General features: G+C 63.6%; 14 protein-coding genes and 1 tRNA gene. 6 read left to right on the top strand and 9 right to left on the bottom strand.

The features are described from left to right. Position 1: 1 nt before the first annotated feature. The 5 genes from AC3WOH_RS13750 to AC3WOH_RS13770 all read right to left on the bottom strand — a co-directional run bounded on the left by AC3WOH_RS13750 (position 2) and on the right by AC3WOH_RS13770 (position 5,096). Positions 2 to 913 carry a prepilin peptidase gene (locus AC3WOH_RS13750; protein ID WP_492229873.1) on the bottom strand — a complete coding sequence of 304 codons (912 nt, stop codon included), beginning with the start codon at positions 911 to 913 and terminating at the stop codon, positions 2 to 4. Beyond that, positions 913 to 2,133: a type II secretion system F family protein gene (locus AC3WOH_RS13755; RefSeq protein ID WP_492229874.1), complete on the bottom strand. Its 1,221-nt coding sequence runs from the start codon at positions 2,131 to 2,133 to the stop codon at positions 913 to 915. The genes AC3WOH_RS13750 and AC3WOH_RS13755 overlap by 1 nt, the downstream gene beginning before the upstream one ends. 28 nt (positions 2,134 to 2,161) lie before the next feature. Next, positions 2,162 to 3,901, bottom strand: coding sequence for a type IV-A pilus assembly ATPase PilB (gene pilB, locus AC3WOH_RS13760; protein WP_492229875.1), 1,740 nt, complete (start codon positions 3,899 to 3,901; stop codon positions 2,162 to 2,164). A gap of 139 nt (positions 3,902 to 4,040) precedes the next feature. Beyond that, positions 4,041 to 4,117 (bottom strand) — tRNA-Pro (locus AC3WOH_RS13765). 49 nt (positions 4,118 to 4,166) lie between these two features. Continuing rightward, positions 4,167 to 5,096, bottom strand: coding sequence for a polyprenyl synthetase family protein (locus AC3WOH_RS13770; protein ID WP_492229942.1), 930 nt, complete (start codon positions 5,094 to 5,096; stop codon positions 4,167 to 4,169). A gap of 226 nt (positions 5,097 to 5,322) precedes the next feature. On the opposite strand from AC3WOH_RS13770, the gene rplU reads away from it, so the two are divergent. From rplU to proB, 4 genes are all read left to right on the top strand, one after another. Continuing rightward, positions 5,323 to 5,634, top strand: a complete 312-nt coding sequence (gene rplU, locus AC3WOH_RS13775; RefSeq protein WP_024814187.1) for a 50S ribosomal protein L21 — start codon at positions 5,323 to 5,325, stop codon at positions 5,632 to 5,634. A 15-nt stretch (positions 5,635 to 5,649) separates the two neighbouring features. After that, positions 5,650 to 5,907, top strand: coding sequence for a 50S ribosomal protein L27 (rpmA, locus tag AC3WOH_RS13780; RefSeq protein ID WP_184859832.1), 258 nt, complete (start codon positions 5,650 to 5,652; stop codon positions 5,905 to 5,907). Positions 5,908 to 6,088: 181 nt separating this feature from the next. After that, positions 6,089 to 7,159: an Obg family GTPase CgtA gene (gene cgtA, locus AC3WOH_RS13785; protein ID WP_492229876.1), complete on the top strand. Its 1,071-nt coding sequence runs from the start codon at positions 6,089 to 6,091 to the stop codon at positions 7,157 to 7,159. A gap of 102 nt (positions 7,160 to 7,261) precedes the next feature. Further along, entirely contained in the window at positions 7,262 to 8,404 is a 1,143-nt protein-coding gene (gene proB, locus AC3WOH_RS13790) for a glutamate 5-kinase (RefSeq protein ID WP_492229877.1), read from the top strand. A gap of 80 nt (positions 8,405 to 8,484) precedes the next feature. On the opposite strand, the gene AC3WOH_RS13795 is transcribed toward proB, so the two are convergent. Next, positions 8,485 to 9,189: an RNA pyrophosphohydrolase gene (locus tag AC3WOH_RS13795; RefSeq protein ID WP_492229878.1), complete on the bottom strand. Its 705-nt coding sequence runs from the start codon at positions 9,187 to 9,189 to the stop codon at positions 8,485 to 8,487. Between the two features lie 90 nt (positions 9,190 to 9,279). Between AC3WOH_RS13795 and AC3WOH_RS13800 the strand changes: the two genes are divergently transcribed. Together AC3WOH_RS13800 and AC3WOH_RS13805 are read left to right on the top strand one after the other, a co-directional pair. Next, the gene (locus AC3WOH_RS13800; RefSeq protein WP_492229879.1) at positions 9,280 to 11,022 is read left to right on the top strand and encodes a proline--tRNA ligase; all 1,743 of its coding nucleotides are present in this window, start codon (positions 9,280 to 9,282) and stop codon (positions 11,020 to 11,022) included. Further along, positions 11,019 to 11,699 carry a lytic transglycosylase domain-containing protein gene (locus AC3WOH_RS13805; RefSeq protein ID WP_492229880.1) on the top strand — a complete coding sequence of 227 codons (681 nt, stop codon included), beginning with the start codon at positions 11,019 to 11,021 and terminating at the stop codon, positions 11,697 to 11,699. Before AC3WOH_RS13800 ends, AC3WOH_RS13805 begins: the two co-directional genes overlap by 4 nt. Here AC3WOH_RS13805 and paeA read toward each other — a convergent pair. The 3 genes from paeA to grxD all read right to left on the bottom strand — a co-directional run bounded on the left by paeA (position 11,696) and on the right by grxD (position 14,582). Beyond that, on the bottom strand, positions 11,696 to 13,027 hold the full coding sequence (gene paeA / locus AC3WOH_RS13810; RefSeq protein ID WP_492229881.1) for a polyamine export protein PaeA: 1,332 nt from the start codon (positions 13,025 to 13,027) through the stop codon (positions 11,696 to 11,698). The two genes, AC3WOH_RS13805 and paeA, sit on opposite strands and share 4 nt — an antisense overlap. A 69-nt stretch (positions 13,028 to 13,096) precedes the next feature. Then, on the bottom strand, positions 13,097 to 14,104 hold the full coding sequence (locus tag AC3WOH_RS13815; RefSeq protein WP_492229882.1) for an AAA family ATPase: 1,008 nt from the start codon (positions 14,102 to 14,104) through the stop codon (positions 13,097 to 13,099). Positions 14,105 to 14,258: 154 nt separating this feature from the next. Then, entirely contained in the window at positions 14,259 to 14,582 is a 324-nt protein-coding gene (gene grxD, locus AC3WOH_RS13820; RefSeq protein ID WP_184859848.1) for a Grx4 family monothiol glutaredoxin, read from the bottom strand. Positions 14,583 to 14,585: the final 3 nt, after the last annotated feature.

The following is a 14,585-nucleotide window of genomic DNA, read 5'->3' on the forward strand; positions in this document are numbered from 1 at the left end:
GCTACAGCCCGAGGCGCCCCAGCACCGCCTGAAGAATGGCTTCGGGCGTGAACACCATCGATGCCAGCCCCGCGCCTACCAGGAAAGGGCCGAAAGGCACATAGCCGCCCTCGCGCAGCTGGTTCCTGAACTTCAGGGCCAGGCCCACGATGGCACCGATCACCGATGCCATGAGGATGATGGGCACCAGGGCCTGCCAGCCAAACCAGGCCCCGAGTGCGGCGAACAGCTTGAAGTCGCCGTAGCCCATGCCTTCTTTGTCCGTGGCCCATTTGAAGCCCCAGTACACGAGCCACAGGGACAGGTAGCCGGCCGCGGCCCCCAACACCGAGGCCGCGGTGGGAACGCCAGTCCAGCCCAAGGTCGATGCGATCAATCCTGCCCACAGCAAGGGCAGGGTGATGTCGTCGGGCAGCAGGGTCGTGTCCCAGTCGATCATCGCCAGTGCCACCAGCGCTGCGGCAAATCCGCACCAGACCAGGGTGAGCACTGACAATCCTCCCCAGTGGCCCAGGAAGGCAAACAGACCTGCCGTGGCCAGTTCCACCAGGGGATAGCGCAGGCTGATGTGCGTTCTGCAGGAGGAGCACTTGCCGCGCAGGAAAAGGTAGCTCAGCACAGGGATGTTTTCATGCCACTGCACCATGTGTCCGCACGCCTGGCAGCGCGAGCGGGGGACCATGAGATTGAATGGCTCTGCGGGGGGAGGCGGGAGGGCTTCACTGGTCACAGCAGCCGGACTGTCGGTGCCCTGCTGCGCTGTTGCCTGCTCTGCTGCGTAAGCGGCCACCTCCGCATTCCATTGCCGCTCCATCATCTTGGGCAGCCGGTAGATCACTACATTCAGAAAACTGCCGATCAGCAGCCCAAGGACGCCGACCAGTGCGGCGCTCCACCACGGATCCAGGACCATCAAACGACCTGGCCGAGCTTGAAGATGGGCAGGTACATTGCAACCACGATGCCACCGATCAGCGTCCCGAGGAACACGATGATGATGGGCTCCATCAGGCTGGAGAGACCGGCCACCATTTCATCGACTTCGGCTTCGTAGAAGTCTGCGGCCTTGCCCAGCATGTGGTCGATCGAACCCGACTCTTCGCCGATGGCGCACATCTGCAACACCATGGACGGGAAGACATTGGCGTTGCCCATCGCGGCGGTGAGGCTGGTGCCCGTGGAAACCTCCTGTTGGATCTTTTCGGTGGCAACCAGATAGACAGAATTGCCGGATGCGCCTCCCACGGAATCCAGCGCTTCGACCAAAGGCACACCCGCTGCAAACATGGTGGCCAAGGTCCGCGTCCAGCGGGCGACACAGGATTTATCGATCAGAGCCCCAAAAATGGGCATCTTCAGCAGGGCGCGGTCCATGAAGCGCTGCATCTTCTCGCTGCGCTTCCAAGCTTGCATAAAGAAATAGAAACCGCCACCAATCACCCCGAAGATCAGCCACCACCATTTGACGAAAATCTCACTGATGGCCATCACGAAAAGAGTGGGTGCCGGCAAGTCGGCGCCAAAGGAACTGAAGACTTCCTTGAAGGCTGGCACGACAAAGATCATGATGACGGTAACCACGACAAACGCCACAATGATCACGGAAATCGGGTACATCAGAGCCGACTTGATCTTCGACTTGATGGCTTCCGTCTTTTCCATGTAAGTGGCCAAGCGATCCAACAGAGCTTCCAGAATACCGGCCGCCTCACCTGCCTCCACTAGGTTGCAGTAAAGGGTATCAAAGTACATCGGATGCTTGCGGAACGCCGCATTCAGCGACGTCCCTGTTTCCACATCGGTGCGGATATCGTTGAGCAGCTTGGTCACGCTGGCATTGGTATTGCCGCGGCCGACAATGTCGAACGATTGCAGCAGCGGCACGCCGGCCTTCATCATGGTGGCCAACTGGCGTGTGAACAGGGCGATGTCCTTGGACTTGATCTTCTTGCCCGACTTCATCCGCCGCTTCTTGATCTTGGTCGGAAACACGCCCTGGCGGCGTAGCGTGGCCTGGACCTGATTTTCGCCCCCGGCGCGGATTTCTCCACGCACGATCTTTCCGGCGCGGTCCTTGCCTTCCCATTCGAAGACGAATTCCTTGATGTCCTTGGTTGCTGCTGCAGTCGCCATGGTGTTCCCCGTCGCTGTTCTGTAATGTTTATTCGTTGGTCACGGCCAGCACCTCTTCGAGAGAGGTCAGCCCCAGCTTGGCCTTGTGCAGGGCAGATTCGCGCAGGGATCGCACGCCCTCGCTGCGGGCCTGTTCTGCGATATCGAGTGCACTGCCATCGCGCAGGATGATCCGCTGTATTTCTTCGGAAATGGGCATGACTTGGTAGATGCCGACCCGGCCCTTGTATCCGTTGTTGCAGGCGGAGCACCCCACGGGGCGATAAGGCACCCATGAGCCATCAAGCTCCTCGTCGGGGTAGCCCGCATCCACCAGGGCTTCGTGCGGAATGTCTGCGGGCGCCTTGCAGTTGGGGCACAGGCGCCGGGCCAGGCGCTGCGCCGTGATCAGGATGACGCTGGAGGCGATATTGAACGGCGCGATGCCCATGTTGCGCATGCGCGTGAGCGTCGTTGGTGCATCGTTGGTGTGCAATGTGGACAGCACCAAGTGGCCCGTCTGGGCTGCCTTGATCGAGATATCGGCCGTTTCCAGGTCGCGGATTTCCCCCACCATGATGATGTCGGGATCCTGGCGCAGGAAGGACTTGAGTGCAACGGCAAAGGTCAGCCCAGCCTTGTCATTCACGTTGACTTGGTTCACGCCGGGCAGGTTGATTTCCGATGGGTCTTCCGCCGTGGCGATGTTCACCCCTGGCTTGTTGAGCAGGTTCAGGCAGGTGTACAGCGACACCGTCTTGCCCGAGCCGGTGGGGCCTGTCACCAGAATCATGCCGTAGGGGCGGCTGATGGCGTCGAGCAGGCGCGCCTTTTCTTCTGGCTCGTAGCCCAGTGCGTCGATACCCAGCTTGGCGCTGGACGGATCCAGGATACGGATCACGATCTTTTCGCCAAACAGGGTGGGCAGGGTGCTCACCCGAAAATCGATCACCCGGTCGGGACCGATTTTCAATTTCATCTTTCCGTCCTGCGGCACCCGCTTTTCGGAAATGTCCATGCGCGAAATCACCTTGATGCGCGAAGCCAGCTTGTCCTTGATCGCAATCGGTGGCGAAGTGATTTCCCGGAGCTCTCCGTCGATACGGAAGCGCACGCGGTATTGGTGCTCGTAAGGCTCGAAGTGCAGGTCGGATGCCCGCATATTGAAGGCATCGAGCAGCATCTTGTGCAGGAATTTGACGACCGGGGCATCTTCGACATCCGATGCAGCGCCTGCATCGGTGGCGTCGGGTTCTTCTTCGATGGGAATATCATCGAATTCGAAATCCCCCCCGCTGGTCATCGCCTCCATCGACTCGGAGGTCGATTTGGTCGTGCTTTCAACCAAGCGGTTCAGTTTGTCATATTCCGCAATAATCCAATCCACACCCATCTGGGTCGTGAACTTGATTTTCTCGGCGGCTTCCTGGTCGGTGGGGTCTGCCGTGGCAACGATCAATCGGTTGTTGCGCTTGCTCAGCACCACGACCCGGTAGGCTTGGCAGATCTTCGCGTCCAGCAGGTCCTTGGGCAGGCGCAAGGGGTCAATCGCCTCCAGGTCCAGCAGGGGGGCGCCAAAGACGGCCGACACCGTATGGGCCAAGTCACCCGCGGATACAACCCCTGAGCCGGTTAACTCCGCAATAAAGCTGGTGCGGCTGGTTTGTGACTTTTTGTAAATATCCTCGGCTGCCTTCTGGGTCAGCTTCCCCGCAGACATCAACGCCCGACCCAAGCCCGGAAGGGCTATTGCAGGTGTTTCTTTCTGAGCAGTATCTACAGCAGCCATGTAACCGGTAATGTGTTAGGAATTGAACAGCAAGCCATCCTATCATCGCCTATTGGCAAAGACCTGTACAGCCTTGCATATTGGCGCCTGAACCACAGTTCAAAATGGATTTGCAAGGAGCACCCCCTTCTCGGGAGGGTGGTCGGGGTGAGAGGATTCGAACCTCCGGCCTCTACGTCCCGAACGTAGCGCTCTACCAGGCTAAGCTACACCCCGTATGGCGCCCGTGGGGCGCCAGGACCTTCGGGTCGCATGAGGGCAGGGCCTATGCGCGGCGGTCCAGCAATTGAGATGCCAAGTGTAGCAAACCGGCGGTGTAGTCGTTGCTTGGCAGAGTCTGCAGGGCGGCTATGGCCCGGCGGGCTTCCGCGGTCGCTGCGGCCCGGGTGACCTCCAGTGCGCCGGTTTCGCGGACAATGGCAATGATGGCGGGCAGCTGCTCGGTGGAGCCTTGCTCGATGGCCTCGCGGATGATCGTGGCCTGGGCCGCCGTGCCGCGCTGCATGGCTGCAATCAGTGGCAGGGTGGATTTTCCTTCGCGCAGGTCATCTCCCAGGTTCTTGCCCATCTCGCTGGCGTCGCCGTCGTAGTCGAGCACGTCATCAATGATCTGGAATGCCGTGCCCAGGGCCTGGCCATAGGTGGCGCAGGCGCCTTCGAGTTCGGGGGGGCTGCCTGCGAGGATGGCGCCCAGGCGTGCGCTGGCCTCGAAGAGCTTGGCGGTCTTGGAGCGGATGACCCTCAGGTAGCCCTCCTCGTCCAGCGAGGCGTCGTGCATGTTCATGAGCTGCTGCACTTCGCCCTCGGCAATCACGTTGGTGGCTTCCGAGAGGATTTCCATGACCCGCATGCTCCCGGTCTCGACCATCATCTGGAAGGACCGTGTGTGCAGGAAATCGCCCACCAGCACGCTGGCCGGGTTGCCGAAGGTCTCGTTGGCCGTTGCGCGGCCGCGGCGCAGGGTGGATGCGTCGACCACGTCGTCGTGCAGCAGTGTGGCGGTGTGGATCAGCTCGACCACAGCGGCCAAGCCGAAGCGGTGGGCGCCGCGGTAGCCCAGGGCACCACAGATGAGCAGCAGCAGCGCCGGCCGCAGCCGCTTGCCGCCTGCAGCAATGATGTACTGCGAAATCTGCCCGACCAGCGGGACGGAGGAGGTAAGGCGTGCGGCAATCACCCGATCCACCTCGTGCATGTCGGCGGCGATGAGCGTGAGTGCGGGCGTGGCGGCTGGTTGGGAGTGGTCAGTCAAGATAGGAGCGCTCGAAGTGCAGCGGATTATAGGAACGGCCATGGCCTTCCTGCCGTGGCAGTGCGCCGCGTTCGCAGTGGATGTCGCTGGCTTGCCACGATCTGCTGCCTGTGCTAAAGTCGAGGGCTCTGCGGAAATCCGTCTGCAGAACTCATATCAAGAGGTCAACATGTACGCGGTCATAAAAACCGGCGGCAAGCAGTATCGCGTTGCTTCCGGCGAAAAAATCAAAGTAGAACAGATTGCTGCGGACGTAGGCCAGGAAATTGTGATCGACCAGGTTCTGGCTGTCGGCAACGGCGCTGAACTGAAGGTAGGCACTCCCCTGGTGTCCGGTGCAACGGTCAAAGCCACTGTCGTGGCACACGGCAAGCACGACAAAGTGCACATCTTCAAGATGCGCCGTCGCAAGCACTATCAGAAACGCCAAGGTCATCGCCAGCAGTTCACCGAACTGCAAATCGGTGTGATCGCTGCTTAATCGGGAGCTGATGTCATGGCACAGAAAAAAGGCGGCGGCTCTACGCGAAACGGACGTGACTCCAAGCCAAAGATGCTGGGTGTCAAGGCGTTCGGTGGTGAACTGATCAGTGCGGGCTCCATCATCGTGCGCCAGCGCGGTACCCGTTTCCACCCCGGCACCAATGTGGGCGTGGGCAAGGACCACACCCTGTTTGCACTGGTGGACGGCCACGTGTCGTTCGGCACCAAGGGTGCCCTGTCCAAGCAGACAGTCAACGTGACGGCCGCCTGAGGGTTCTTTCCCTCGGCAGCAAACGAAGCCCCGCCTGGTCGGGGCTTTGTTGTTTGGACGCCTGGCATCGCCTGCATGCCCGTCCCCCTGGTGTCTTGCACACCCCTCGAAAAGAGCAAAGCCCTGCTGCTCCTTCACCGGTGATTTTCTTGCGCAGCGCTCTTTTGTAAACTGGATACCCATGAAGTTCGTCGATGAAGCCTATATTGACATTGCCGCCGGCGATGGCGGCAATGGCTGCGTGTCGTTCCGGCACGAGAAGTACAAGGAGTTCGGCGGCCCCAATGGGGGGGACGGCGGTCGGGGCGGGCATGTGTTCGCCGTGGCGGACCCGAGCCTCAACACCCTCGTGGACTACCGCTATTCGCGCCGCCACGAAGCCAAGCGGGGCGAGCACGGCATGGGTTCCGACATGTTCGGTGCCGCAGGTTCCGACATCACGCTCAAGATGCCCGTGGGTACCATCATCACGGATGCGGAGACTGGCGAGGTGCTCTATGAATTGCTCAATCCTGGCGAGGTCCTGACCATCGCCAAGGGTGGCGATGGCGGTTTCGGCAACCTGCGCTTCAAGAGTGCCATCAACCGCGCCCCGCGCCAGAAGACGCCCGGCTGGCCCGGCGAGAGGAAAAACCTCAAGCTCGAACTCAAGGTGCTGGCCGATGTCGGCCTGCTGGGCATGCCCAATGCGGGCAAGTCGACCTTCATCACGGCCGTGTCCAACGCACGGCCCAAGATCGCAGACTATCCCTTCACCACCCTGCACCCCAATCTGGGCGTGGTGCGCGTGGGGCCGGAGCAGAGCTTCGTGATTGCCGACATTCCGGGCTTGATCGAGGGTGCCTCCGAAGGTGCGGGCCTGGGCCACCAGTTCCTGCGCCATCTGCAGCGCACGCGCCTGCTCTTGCACATCGTGGATCTGGCGCCCTTTGACGACGCGGTCGATCCCGTTGCCCAGGCCAAGGCCATTGTGGGTGAGCTCAAGAAATACGACCAGTCGCTGCACGACAAGCCGCGTTGGCTGGTGCTCAACAAGCTCGACATGGTGCCCGAGGACGAGCGCGACAAGCGCGTCAAGGACTTCGTCAAGCGCTTCAAGTGGAAGGGGCCGGTGTTCGAAATCTCCGCCCTGACGCGCGAAGGCTGCGAGCCGCTGATCCACGCCATCTTCCGCCACGTGCAGGCCGAGCAGCGCCTCGAAAACGTGCCCGAGGAGATCGACCCGCGCTTTGCCGGGGATGCCCCGGCCTGACTTGGCGGGGTGCGCAAGCCCCGGGTGTTCCCGGGGCGGCCATTCACAACACAACGCGGTGGCCACCAAGGCAACCCAGCGACAGAGGCAATAGAAGCAAAAATGGTTTCCAGTGTGCTGCGGGATGCCCGCCGAATCGTCGTCAAGGTTGGCTCCAGCCTGGTCACCAACGAAGGCCGGGGCCTCGATGAGGCGGCCATCGGAGAGTGGAGCCGGCAGCTGGCCGCGCTGGTGCGCGGCGAGGGCGGTGGCGCCCCGCGCGAGGTGGTCATGGTCTCCAGCGGCGCCATTGCCGAGGGCATGAAGCGCCTGGGCTGGACCACCCGCCCGCACGAGGTGCATGAACTGCAGGCCGCCGCCGCCGTGGGGCAGATGGGCCTGGCCCAGATGTACGAGACCAAGCTGCGCGAGCAGGGCATGGGCAGCGCCCAGGTGCTGCTCACCCACGCCGACCTGGCCGACCGTGAGCGCTACCTGAATGCGCGCTCCACCCTGCTCACCCTGCTGCGCCTGGGTGTGGTGCCTGTGATCAACGAAAACGACACGGTGGTCAACGACGAGATCAAGTTCGGCGACAACGACACCCTGGGCGCCCTGGTGGCCAACCTCGTGGAAGCCGACGCCTTGGTCATCCTCACCGACCAGAAGGGCCTGTACACCGCCGACCCGCGCCGCGACCCGGCGGCGCAGTTCGTGCACGAGGCCAAGGCGGGGGATCTTGCGCTGGAAGCCATGGCCGGCGGCGCCGGCTCCAGTATCGGCAAGGGCGGCATGATCACCAAGATTCTCGCGGCAAAGCGGGCGGCCGGCTCTGGGGCCTCCACCGTCATTGCCTGGGGGCGCGAGCAGGACGTGCTGGTGCGGCTGGTGAAGGGCGAGGCCCTGGGGACCCTGCTGGTCGCGCAAACGCAGAAGAAGCAGGCGCGCAAGCAGTGGATGGCCGACCACCTGCAGCTGCGCGGCGCCGTGCTGGTCGATGCAGGCGCTGCCGCCAAGGTGCGCGACGAAGGCAAGAGCCTGCTGCCCATCGGCATGACGGCGGTCGAGGGCGATTTTTCACGCGGTGACGTCATTGCGGTCCGCGACCTGGCCGGGGCAGAGATCGCACGCGGCTTGGCCAACTATGCGAGTGCGGAAGCCCGCTTGCTGTGCCGTAAGTCCTCGTCGGAATTCGAGCGTTTGCTCGGCTACGCGGCCGAGGCCGAGATGGTGCACCGCGACAACATGGTGCTCACTGCCACCTGAGCTCTGTGTCCGCGGGGTGTGACAAGGTCGCAGGACCATGGCAAAAGGGCCCGCTTGCAGCGAGCCCCTTGGCGTGCTTCCTATTTGGAGTTCGGTGGCGGGTTGCCACTTCCCGCGTCCGGCGCCACCGCAGGCGGCAACCCCTCCAGCCCCATGGGCCGGCTGCCCTGCGGGTCGGGGTCGAAACTCGCCCCCGGGGGCAGCTCCATGCCGGGGTTGACGAGCAACGAACCCGTGCGGAACATGGCGCTGCCCGCATGCTCCCCATCGCGCGTGCGCATGCCGCTGCGCAGATAGCGGTTGCGCTGCTCATTGCGTGGCAGAAAACGCGCCAGCTCCGTCAGCGCCATTTCATAGACGCCCCGCTTGAACTCGACCACGACGTCCAGTGGAACCCAGTAGTCGTTCCAACGCCAGGCGTCGAACTCCGGATGGTTGGTGGCACGCAGGTTCAAATCCCAGTCATGCCCCAGCAGTTGCAACAGATACCAGATCTGTTTCTGGCCCTTGTAGTGTCCCCGCGCATCGCGGCGGATGTACCGGTCAGGCACCTCATAGCGCAACCAGTCCCGCGTACGGGCCACCAAGCGCACATGGTTGGGGTGCAACCCCACTTCTTCGTGCAGCTCCCTGAACATGGCCTGTTCCGGGGTTTCTCCCCGGTCAATGCCACCCTGTGGAAACTGCCAGCTGTGGGTGCGGATGCGTTTGCCCCAGAACACCTGGTTCTTCTGGTTGAGCAGGATGATGCCGACGTTCGGCCGAAAGCCGTCCCGGTCAAGCATAATCAAACCCCAAATTTTTAAACTGTGTCCATTATGCACGGCGCTTAGAGCGCAGCAAGTGGGCTGCACCTGAACGCCCTCCGCCCCAGCATGAAAGCCTCCCAATTCTTCATTTCCACCCTCAAGGAAGCGCCTGCCGATGCCGAGGTGGTCAGCCACCAGTTGATGACGCGCGCCGGCCTGATCAAGAAGCTGGGCGCTGGCATCTACAACTACATGCCCATGGGGTTGCGCGTGGTGCGCAAGGTGGAAGCCATCGTGCGCGAGGAAATGAACCGGGCGGGTGCCGTGGAGGTCACCATGCCCGTGGTCCAGCCGGCCGAGTTGTGGCAGGAAACCGGCCGCTTCGAAAAAATGGGCCCCGAGCTGCTGCGCATCCAGGATCGCCACGGCCGGGACTTCGTGATTCAGCCCACCAGCGAAGAAGTGATCACTGACATCGCTCGCCAGGAGCTGCGCAGCTACAAACAGTTGCCAAAAAACTTCTACCAGATCCAGACCAAGTTCCGCGACGAGCGCCGCCCGCGCTTCGGCCTGATGCGTGGCCGTGAGTTCACCATGAAGGACGCCTACAGTTTCGACCGCGACCAGACGGCCGCCAAGGCGAGCTACCAGGTCATGGCCCAGGCCTACCGCCGCATCTTCGACCGCTTCGGCCTGACCTACCGTGCCGTGGCCGCCGACAGCGGCGCCATCGGCGGTGACCTGAGCGAAGAATTCCAGGTGATTGCTGCCACCGGCGAAGACGCCATCGTCTACTGCCCCGGCAGCGACTACGCCGCCAACATGGAAAAGGCCGAGTCGCTGGCGCCTGCCGGTCCGCGCGGCGCTGCCACGCAGGCGCTGACCAAGACGGCCACGCCCGGCAAGAGCACCTGTGCCGATGTGGCCGAGCTGTTGTCTGTGCCCTTGAAGACCACGGTCAAGTCGCTGGTTCTGGCCACCGACGAGACCAACGAAGCGGGCGAGACCGTCAAGACCCAGGTCTGGCTCGTGCTGCTGCGTGGCGACCATGACATGAACGAGATCAAGGTCGGCAAGGTACCGGGTCTGGCGGGCTTCCGCTTCGCCACCCTCGGTGAAATCGACGAGCATTTCGGCTGCAAGCCGGGCTACCTGGGTCCCATCGGCCTGAAAAAGCCGCTCAAGATCGTGGTCGACCGCGAAGTGGCGCTCATGGCCGACTGGATCTGCGGTGCCAACGAAGCGGATTTCCACATCACCGGCGTCAACTGGGGCCGCGACCTGCCCGAGCCCGATGCCATTGCCGACCTGCGCAATGTGGTCGCGGGCGATGCCTCGCCCGACGGCAAGGGGGAACTGGCGATCGAACGCGGTATCGAAGTGGGCCATGTGTTCTACCTCGGTACCAAGTACAGCCGCGCCATGAATGCCACCTTCCTGGACGAGAACGGCAAGCCCCAGCCCCTGGAAATGGGCTGCTACGGCATCGGCATCACACGCCTGCCAGCTGCTGCCATCGAGCAGAACCACGACGAGCGCGGCATCATCTGGCCCGACGCCATCGCTCCCTTCACCGTGGTGATCTGCCCCATTGGCATGGACCGCAGCGAAGAAGTCAAGGCCGCGGCCGAGAAGCTCTATGCCGAGTTCCTCGCTGCCGGCGTGGACGTGCTGCTCGACGACCGCGGCGAACGCCCCGGCGCGATGTTTGCCGATTGGGAACTGATCGGCGTGCCCCACCGCGTGGTGATCGGCGACCGTGGCCTCAAGGAAGGCCACGTGGAGTACCAGCATCGCCGCGACACTGCCGCCACCAAGGTGGCGATCACCGATATCTGGGCCCACGTGAAGGGCCGCATGGCGGTATGAGCGGCGAGGGGATGAGTGCCGGGCAAGCGGGCGGGGGCCTTTCCAGGCGTTCCTGCCTGGTGGCAGCAGCGTCGCTGGCGGGCCCCTCGGCCTGGCTGGCTGCGCCCGCGCTTGCCCATGCCGGCGGCCAGCTCGAAGAGCCGCTCATGGACTCGGTGCGCACCGCGCTGAGCTCGGCCATCGCCAACCAGGCCCCGCCCGAACCCGAGTTCTTTACCACCGACACCCGCCTGCACTACACCCGCTGGCTGACAGCGATGAGCGACCGCCTGCGCCGGCGCAAGCCCGAATGGCAGGTGCGCCGCGACTTCCTGCAGACCGTCTGGTACGAATCCAAGCGCGCGGGCCTTGATGTCTCCCTGGTGCTCGGCCTCATCCAGGTGGAAAGCGGCTTTCGCAAGTTCGCCGTCTCCAGCGTGGGTGCGCGCGGCTACATGCAGGTCATGCCGTTCTGGACGCGTGTGATCGGCGACGGCGATGCCGGCAAGCTGTTCCACATGCAGACCAATCTGCGCTTTGGCTGCGTGATCCTGCGCCACTACCTCGAACGCGAGCGGGGCGACCTGTTCATGGCGCTCGGCCGCTACAACGGCAGCCGGGGGCGTTCGCCATACCCCGATGCGGTCTTCGGCGCCCAGCGCGCCTGGAACTACGTGGACCGGCCCGCCACGGGCTAGACAATCGTTCCCGGCGTGTTGGCATTGTCTGGTGCGATATTCTGCGACAGCCGCGACACCATCACCTGGTCGATGCGGTAGCTGTCCACGTCCAGCACCTCGAACTTGTAGCCGCCCCAGCTCACGCTGTCGGTGCGGCGCGGCACGCGGCGCAGCATCACCATCAGGAAGCCGGCCAGGGTTTCGTACTCCTCGCCATGGGGCAACTCGTCCAGCGAGAGTGCGCGCAGCACATCGCTGATGGGGGTCACGCCATCGATCAGCCACGAGTTCTCGTCGCGCCGCACGATCTGCTCTTCGTCCAGCGGCGAGACCAGGTCGCCCATCACCGTGCTCATCACGTCATTGAGGGTGACAACGCCCACCACCAGGCTGTACTCGTTGACGATGACCGCAAAGTCCTCGTGCACCTGGCGGAACTGCTCCAGCACCTCGGAAAGGGTCAGCCGGTCCGGCACGATCAGCACCTTGCGCACCAGGCTGTCGTCGGCCAGCGAGATGGGCTGGTTGTTGAGCACGCGCTGGAACAGGTCCTTGGCGTCCACGTACCCCACCACGTGGTCGATGTCGCCCTCGCAGACGGGGTAGGTGGAGAACGGCTCGGCTGCGATGCGCAGGCGTATCACCGAATCGGGCTCGTCGCGCAGGAAATAGGCGATCCGGTCGCGTGGTGACATGGCGCTCGACACCGTGCGCGTGTCCAGCTCGAACACGTTGGTGATGACCTGCTGCTCGCGCGCGGCCAGCACGCCGGCGCGCGCGCCGGCTTCCATCATGGCCAGGATGTCGTCCGAGGTGATGCGGTCGTCGCGCAGGGACGACAGGCCCAGCACGCGGAACAGCGCGTCCGCCCCCCGGCTGTAGAACCACACCACGGGGCGCAACAGGGCCATGCACCAGGCCATGGGCTTGGCCAGACGCACCACCAACCGCTCGGGCTCGGCCATGCCCAGGCGCTTGGGAAACAGGTCGGCGAACAGGATGAACAGCGAGGTGATCACCAGGAACGAGGCCAGAAAGCCCACGCGCTGCGCGTTGTCCTCGGTCAGCCACCAGCCGAACAGGGTGGTGAAGTGCGGGCTCAGCGCCCCTTCGCCCACGATGCCGCCCAGGATGGCCACCGCGTTCTGCCCCACCTGCACCACCGTGAAGTAGTCACCCGGCTGCTCCTGCATGCGCATCACGCGGTCGGCGCGTGCATCGCCTTCGTCGGCCATCTGGCGCAGCCGCAGGCGACGCGCAGCCGCCAGCGAGATCTCGGCCATGGAGAAGAAGGCGCTGGCTGCGATCAGCAGGCCGATGACGAACAGGCTTTGGGACAGGCTCATGGGTGGCAGGCCCGCCGTCAGGGGCGGGCCTGTCCAAGTGTAGCTGCCCGTTTCCGGGCGTGGCGGCCCCTACTGCACGAAACCGATGCGGTTGCGCCCGGAGGCTGCCTTGGGCAGGTCGGCCACCTCCACCGTGGAGCGCCGGTCCAGTCGCGCATTGCCAAAGCCGGTCATCAGCGCGCGGCGCATCTCGCGCGGCGGCATGGTGGCCAGCAGGTCCAGCACGTCACCCTGCGGCTCGGGATCGAGCAGGCGGCCCCAGTCATGGCCGGTGCGGATGCCCTGGTACAGGTTGCGCGCGATGGTGCGTGCCTGGGCCAGCGTGGGCGCCTCCACCTCGAACACGTTCATGCGGTTCAGGATGGGGTCGGGAATGCCCCGGCTGTCGTTGGCCGTGGTGATCCAGATGACCTGGCTTGCGTCGATGGCCACCTCGGCGAACTCATCGGTGAAGCTTTGCGCCGTGTCGTGCTCCAGCAGGCTGTAGAGCGCGCCCAGCGGGTCGTACTGGGCATCCGACGCAGCCTTGTCGATCTCGTCCACCACGATCACCGGGTTGGCGTACTCGCCCTCGACCAGCGCTTCGAACACCTTGCCAGGGCGCGCGCCCTTCCACTGCGCAGACGAGCCCGAGAGCAGCCAGCCCGCGGTCATGGAACTCATGGGCAAGAGGTTCATGCCCGTGCCCAGCAGCTCGGCCAATTGGCGTGCAAAGTGCGTCTTGCCGATGCCTGGCGGCCCCAGCAGCAGCATGGGCGTGACCTCCAGCCCGTCGGCGCTGTCCTGCGCCAGGGCCACGTGGCGTTTCACGTCGTCGAGCACGTCGGTGAAGTTGGGCAACTGTGCGTACAGGCTGGCCATGTCGGGCACGCCCGAAGGCTTGACCTGGAAACGCTCCGGCCCGCGTTCGAGCATGCGTTCGTACACGGTGCGCAGGGTCTCGTACTCGCGCTGGTTGCCGGACTCCTGCAGCCGTGCGAGCTTGCGCTCCACATCGCCGGGGTGGAACACATTGCGCATCTGGGCCACCGGCAGGCGCAGGGCAGGGGCTTGGGGAACAAGGCTATGGCCGGTCATCGCGTGCTCCTGGTGAGTTGCAAAAGCGTCACATCACACGACCATTCAAGCACACAACATGCCCGGTGAAATGCAGGACAAGCCCTGACAACCTGCTGTGTTGCCAGAAAGCAAAAGCCGCCCGAAGGCGGCCTGGTGCAGAGCGTTGAATCGCTTACTCGCCGGTGCCCAGCACCTGCTTGAGTTCGCCCGACTCGTACATCTCCATCATGATGTCCGAGCCGCCGATGAACTCGCCCTTGACGTACAGCTGCGGGATGGTGGGCCACTGGCTGTATTCCTTGATGCCCTGGCGGATCTCGTCGTCCTCGAGCACATTCACTGTGACCACGGACTTGGGGTCCACGCCGCTGGCCTTGAGGATCTGGATCGCGCGGCCCGAAAAACCGCACATGGGGAAGCTCGCGCTGCCCTTCATGAACAGCAGGATGTCGCTGGATTTCACGAGGGCGTCGATGCGTTGTTGGGTGTCGCTCATGGG

It is taken from the genome of Acidovorax sp. FW305-C-20-28, assembly GCF_058783375.1.

Excerpts from the sequence above, each read along its gene's own strand:
- AC3WOH_RS13750 (WP_492229873.1), bottom strand. The coding sequence starts at position 913 with ATGGTCCTGGATCCGTGGTGGAGCGCCGCACTGGTCGGCGTCCTTGGG.
- AC3WOH_RS13755 (WP_492229874.1), bottom strand. The coding sequence starts at position 2,133 with ATGGCGACTGCAGCAGCAACCAAGGACATCAAGGAATTCGTCTTCGAA.
- pilB (WP_492229875.1), bottom strand. The coding sequence starts at position 3,901 with ATGGCTGCTGTAGATACTGCTCAGAAAGAAACACCTGCAATAGCCCTT.
- AC3WOH_RS13770 (WP_492229942.1), bottom strand. The coding sequence starts at position 5,096 with ATGCACGAGGTGGATCGGGTGATTGCCGCACGCCTTACCTCCTCCGTC.
- rplU (WP_024814187.1), top strand. The coding sequence starts at position 5,323 with ATGTACGCGGTCATAAAAACCGGCGGCAAGCAGTATCGCGTTGCTTCC.
- rpmA (WP_184859832.1), top strand. The coding sequence starts at position 5,650 with ATGGCACAGAAAAAAGGCGGCGGCTCTACGCGAAACGGACGTGACTCC.
- cgtA (WP_492229876.1), top strand. The coding sequence starts at position 6,089 with ATGAAGTTCGTCGATGAAGCCTATATTGACATTGCCGCCGGCGATGGC.
- proB (WP_492229877.1), top strand. The coding sequence starts at position 7,262 with ATGGTTTCCAGTGTGCTGCGGGATGCCCGCCGAATCGTCGTCAAGGTT.
- AC3WOH_RS13795 (WP_492229878.1), bottom strand. The coding sequence starts at position 9,189 with ATGCTTGACCGGGACGGCTTTCGGCCGAACGTCGGCATCATCCTGCTC.
- AC3WOH_RS13800 (WP_492229879.1), top strand. The coding sequence starts at position 9,280 with ATGAAAGCCTCCCAATTCTTCATTTCCACCCTCAAGGAAGCGCCTGCC.
- AC3WOH_RS13805 (WP_492229880.1), top strand. The coding sequence starts at position 11,019 with ATGAGCGGCGAGGGGATGAGTGCCGGGCAAGCGGGCGGGGGCCTTTCC.
- paeA (WP_492229881.1), bottom strand. The coding sequence starts at position 13,027 with ATGAGCCTGTCCCAAAGCCTGTTCGTCATCGGCCTGCTGATCGCAGCC.
- AC3WOH_RS13815 (WP_492229882.1), bottom strand. The coding sequence starts at position 14,104 with ATGACCGGCCATAGCCTTGTTCCCCAAGCCCCTGCCCTGCGCCTGCCG.
- grxD (WP_184859848.1), bottom strand. The coding sequence starts at position 14,582 with ATGAGCGACACCCAACAACGCATCGACGCCCTCGTGAAATCCAGCGAC.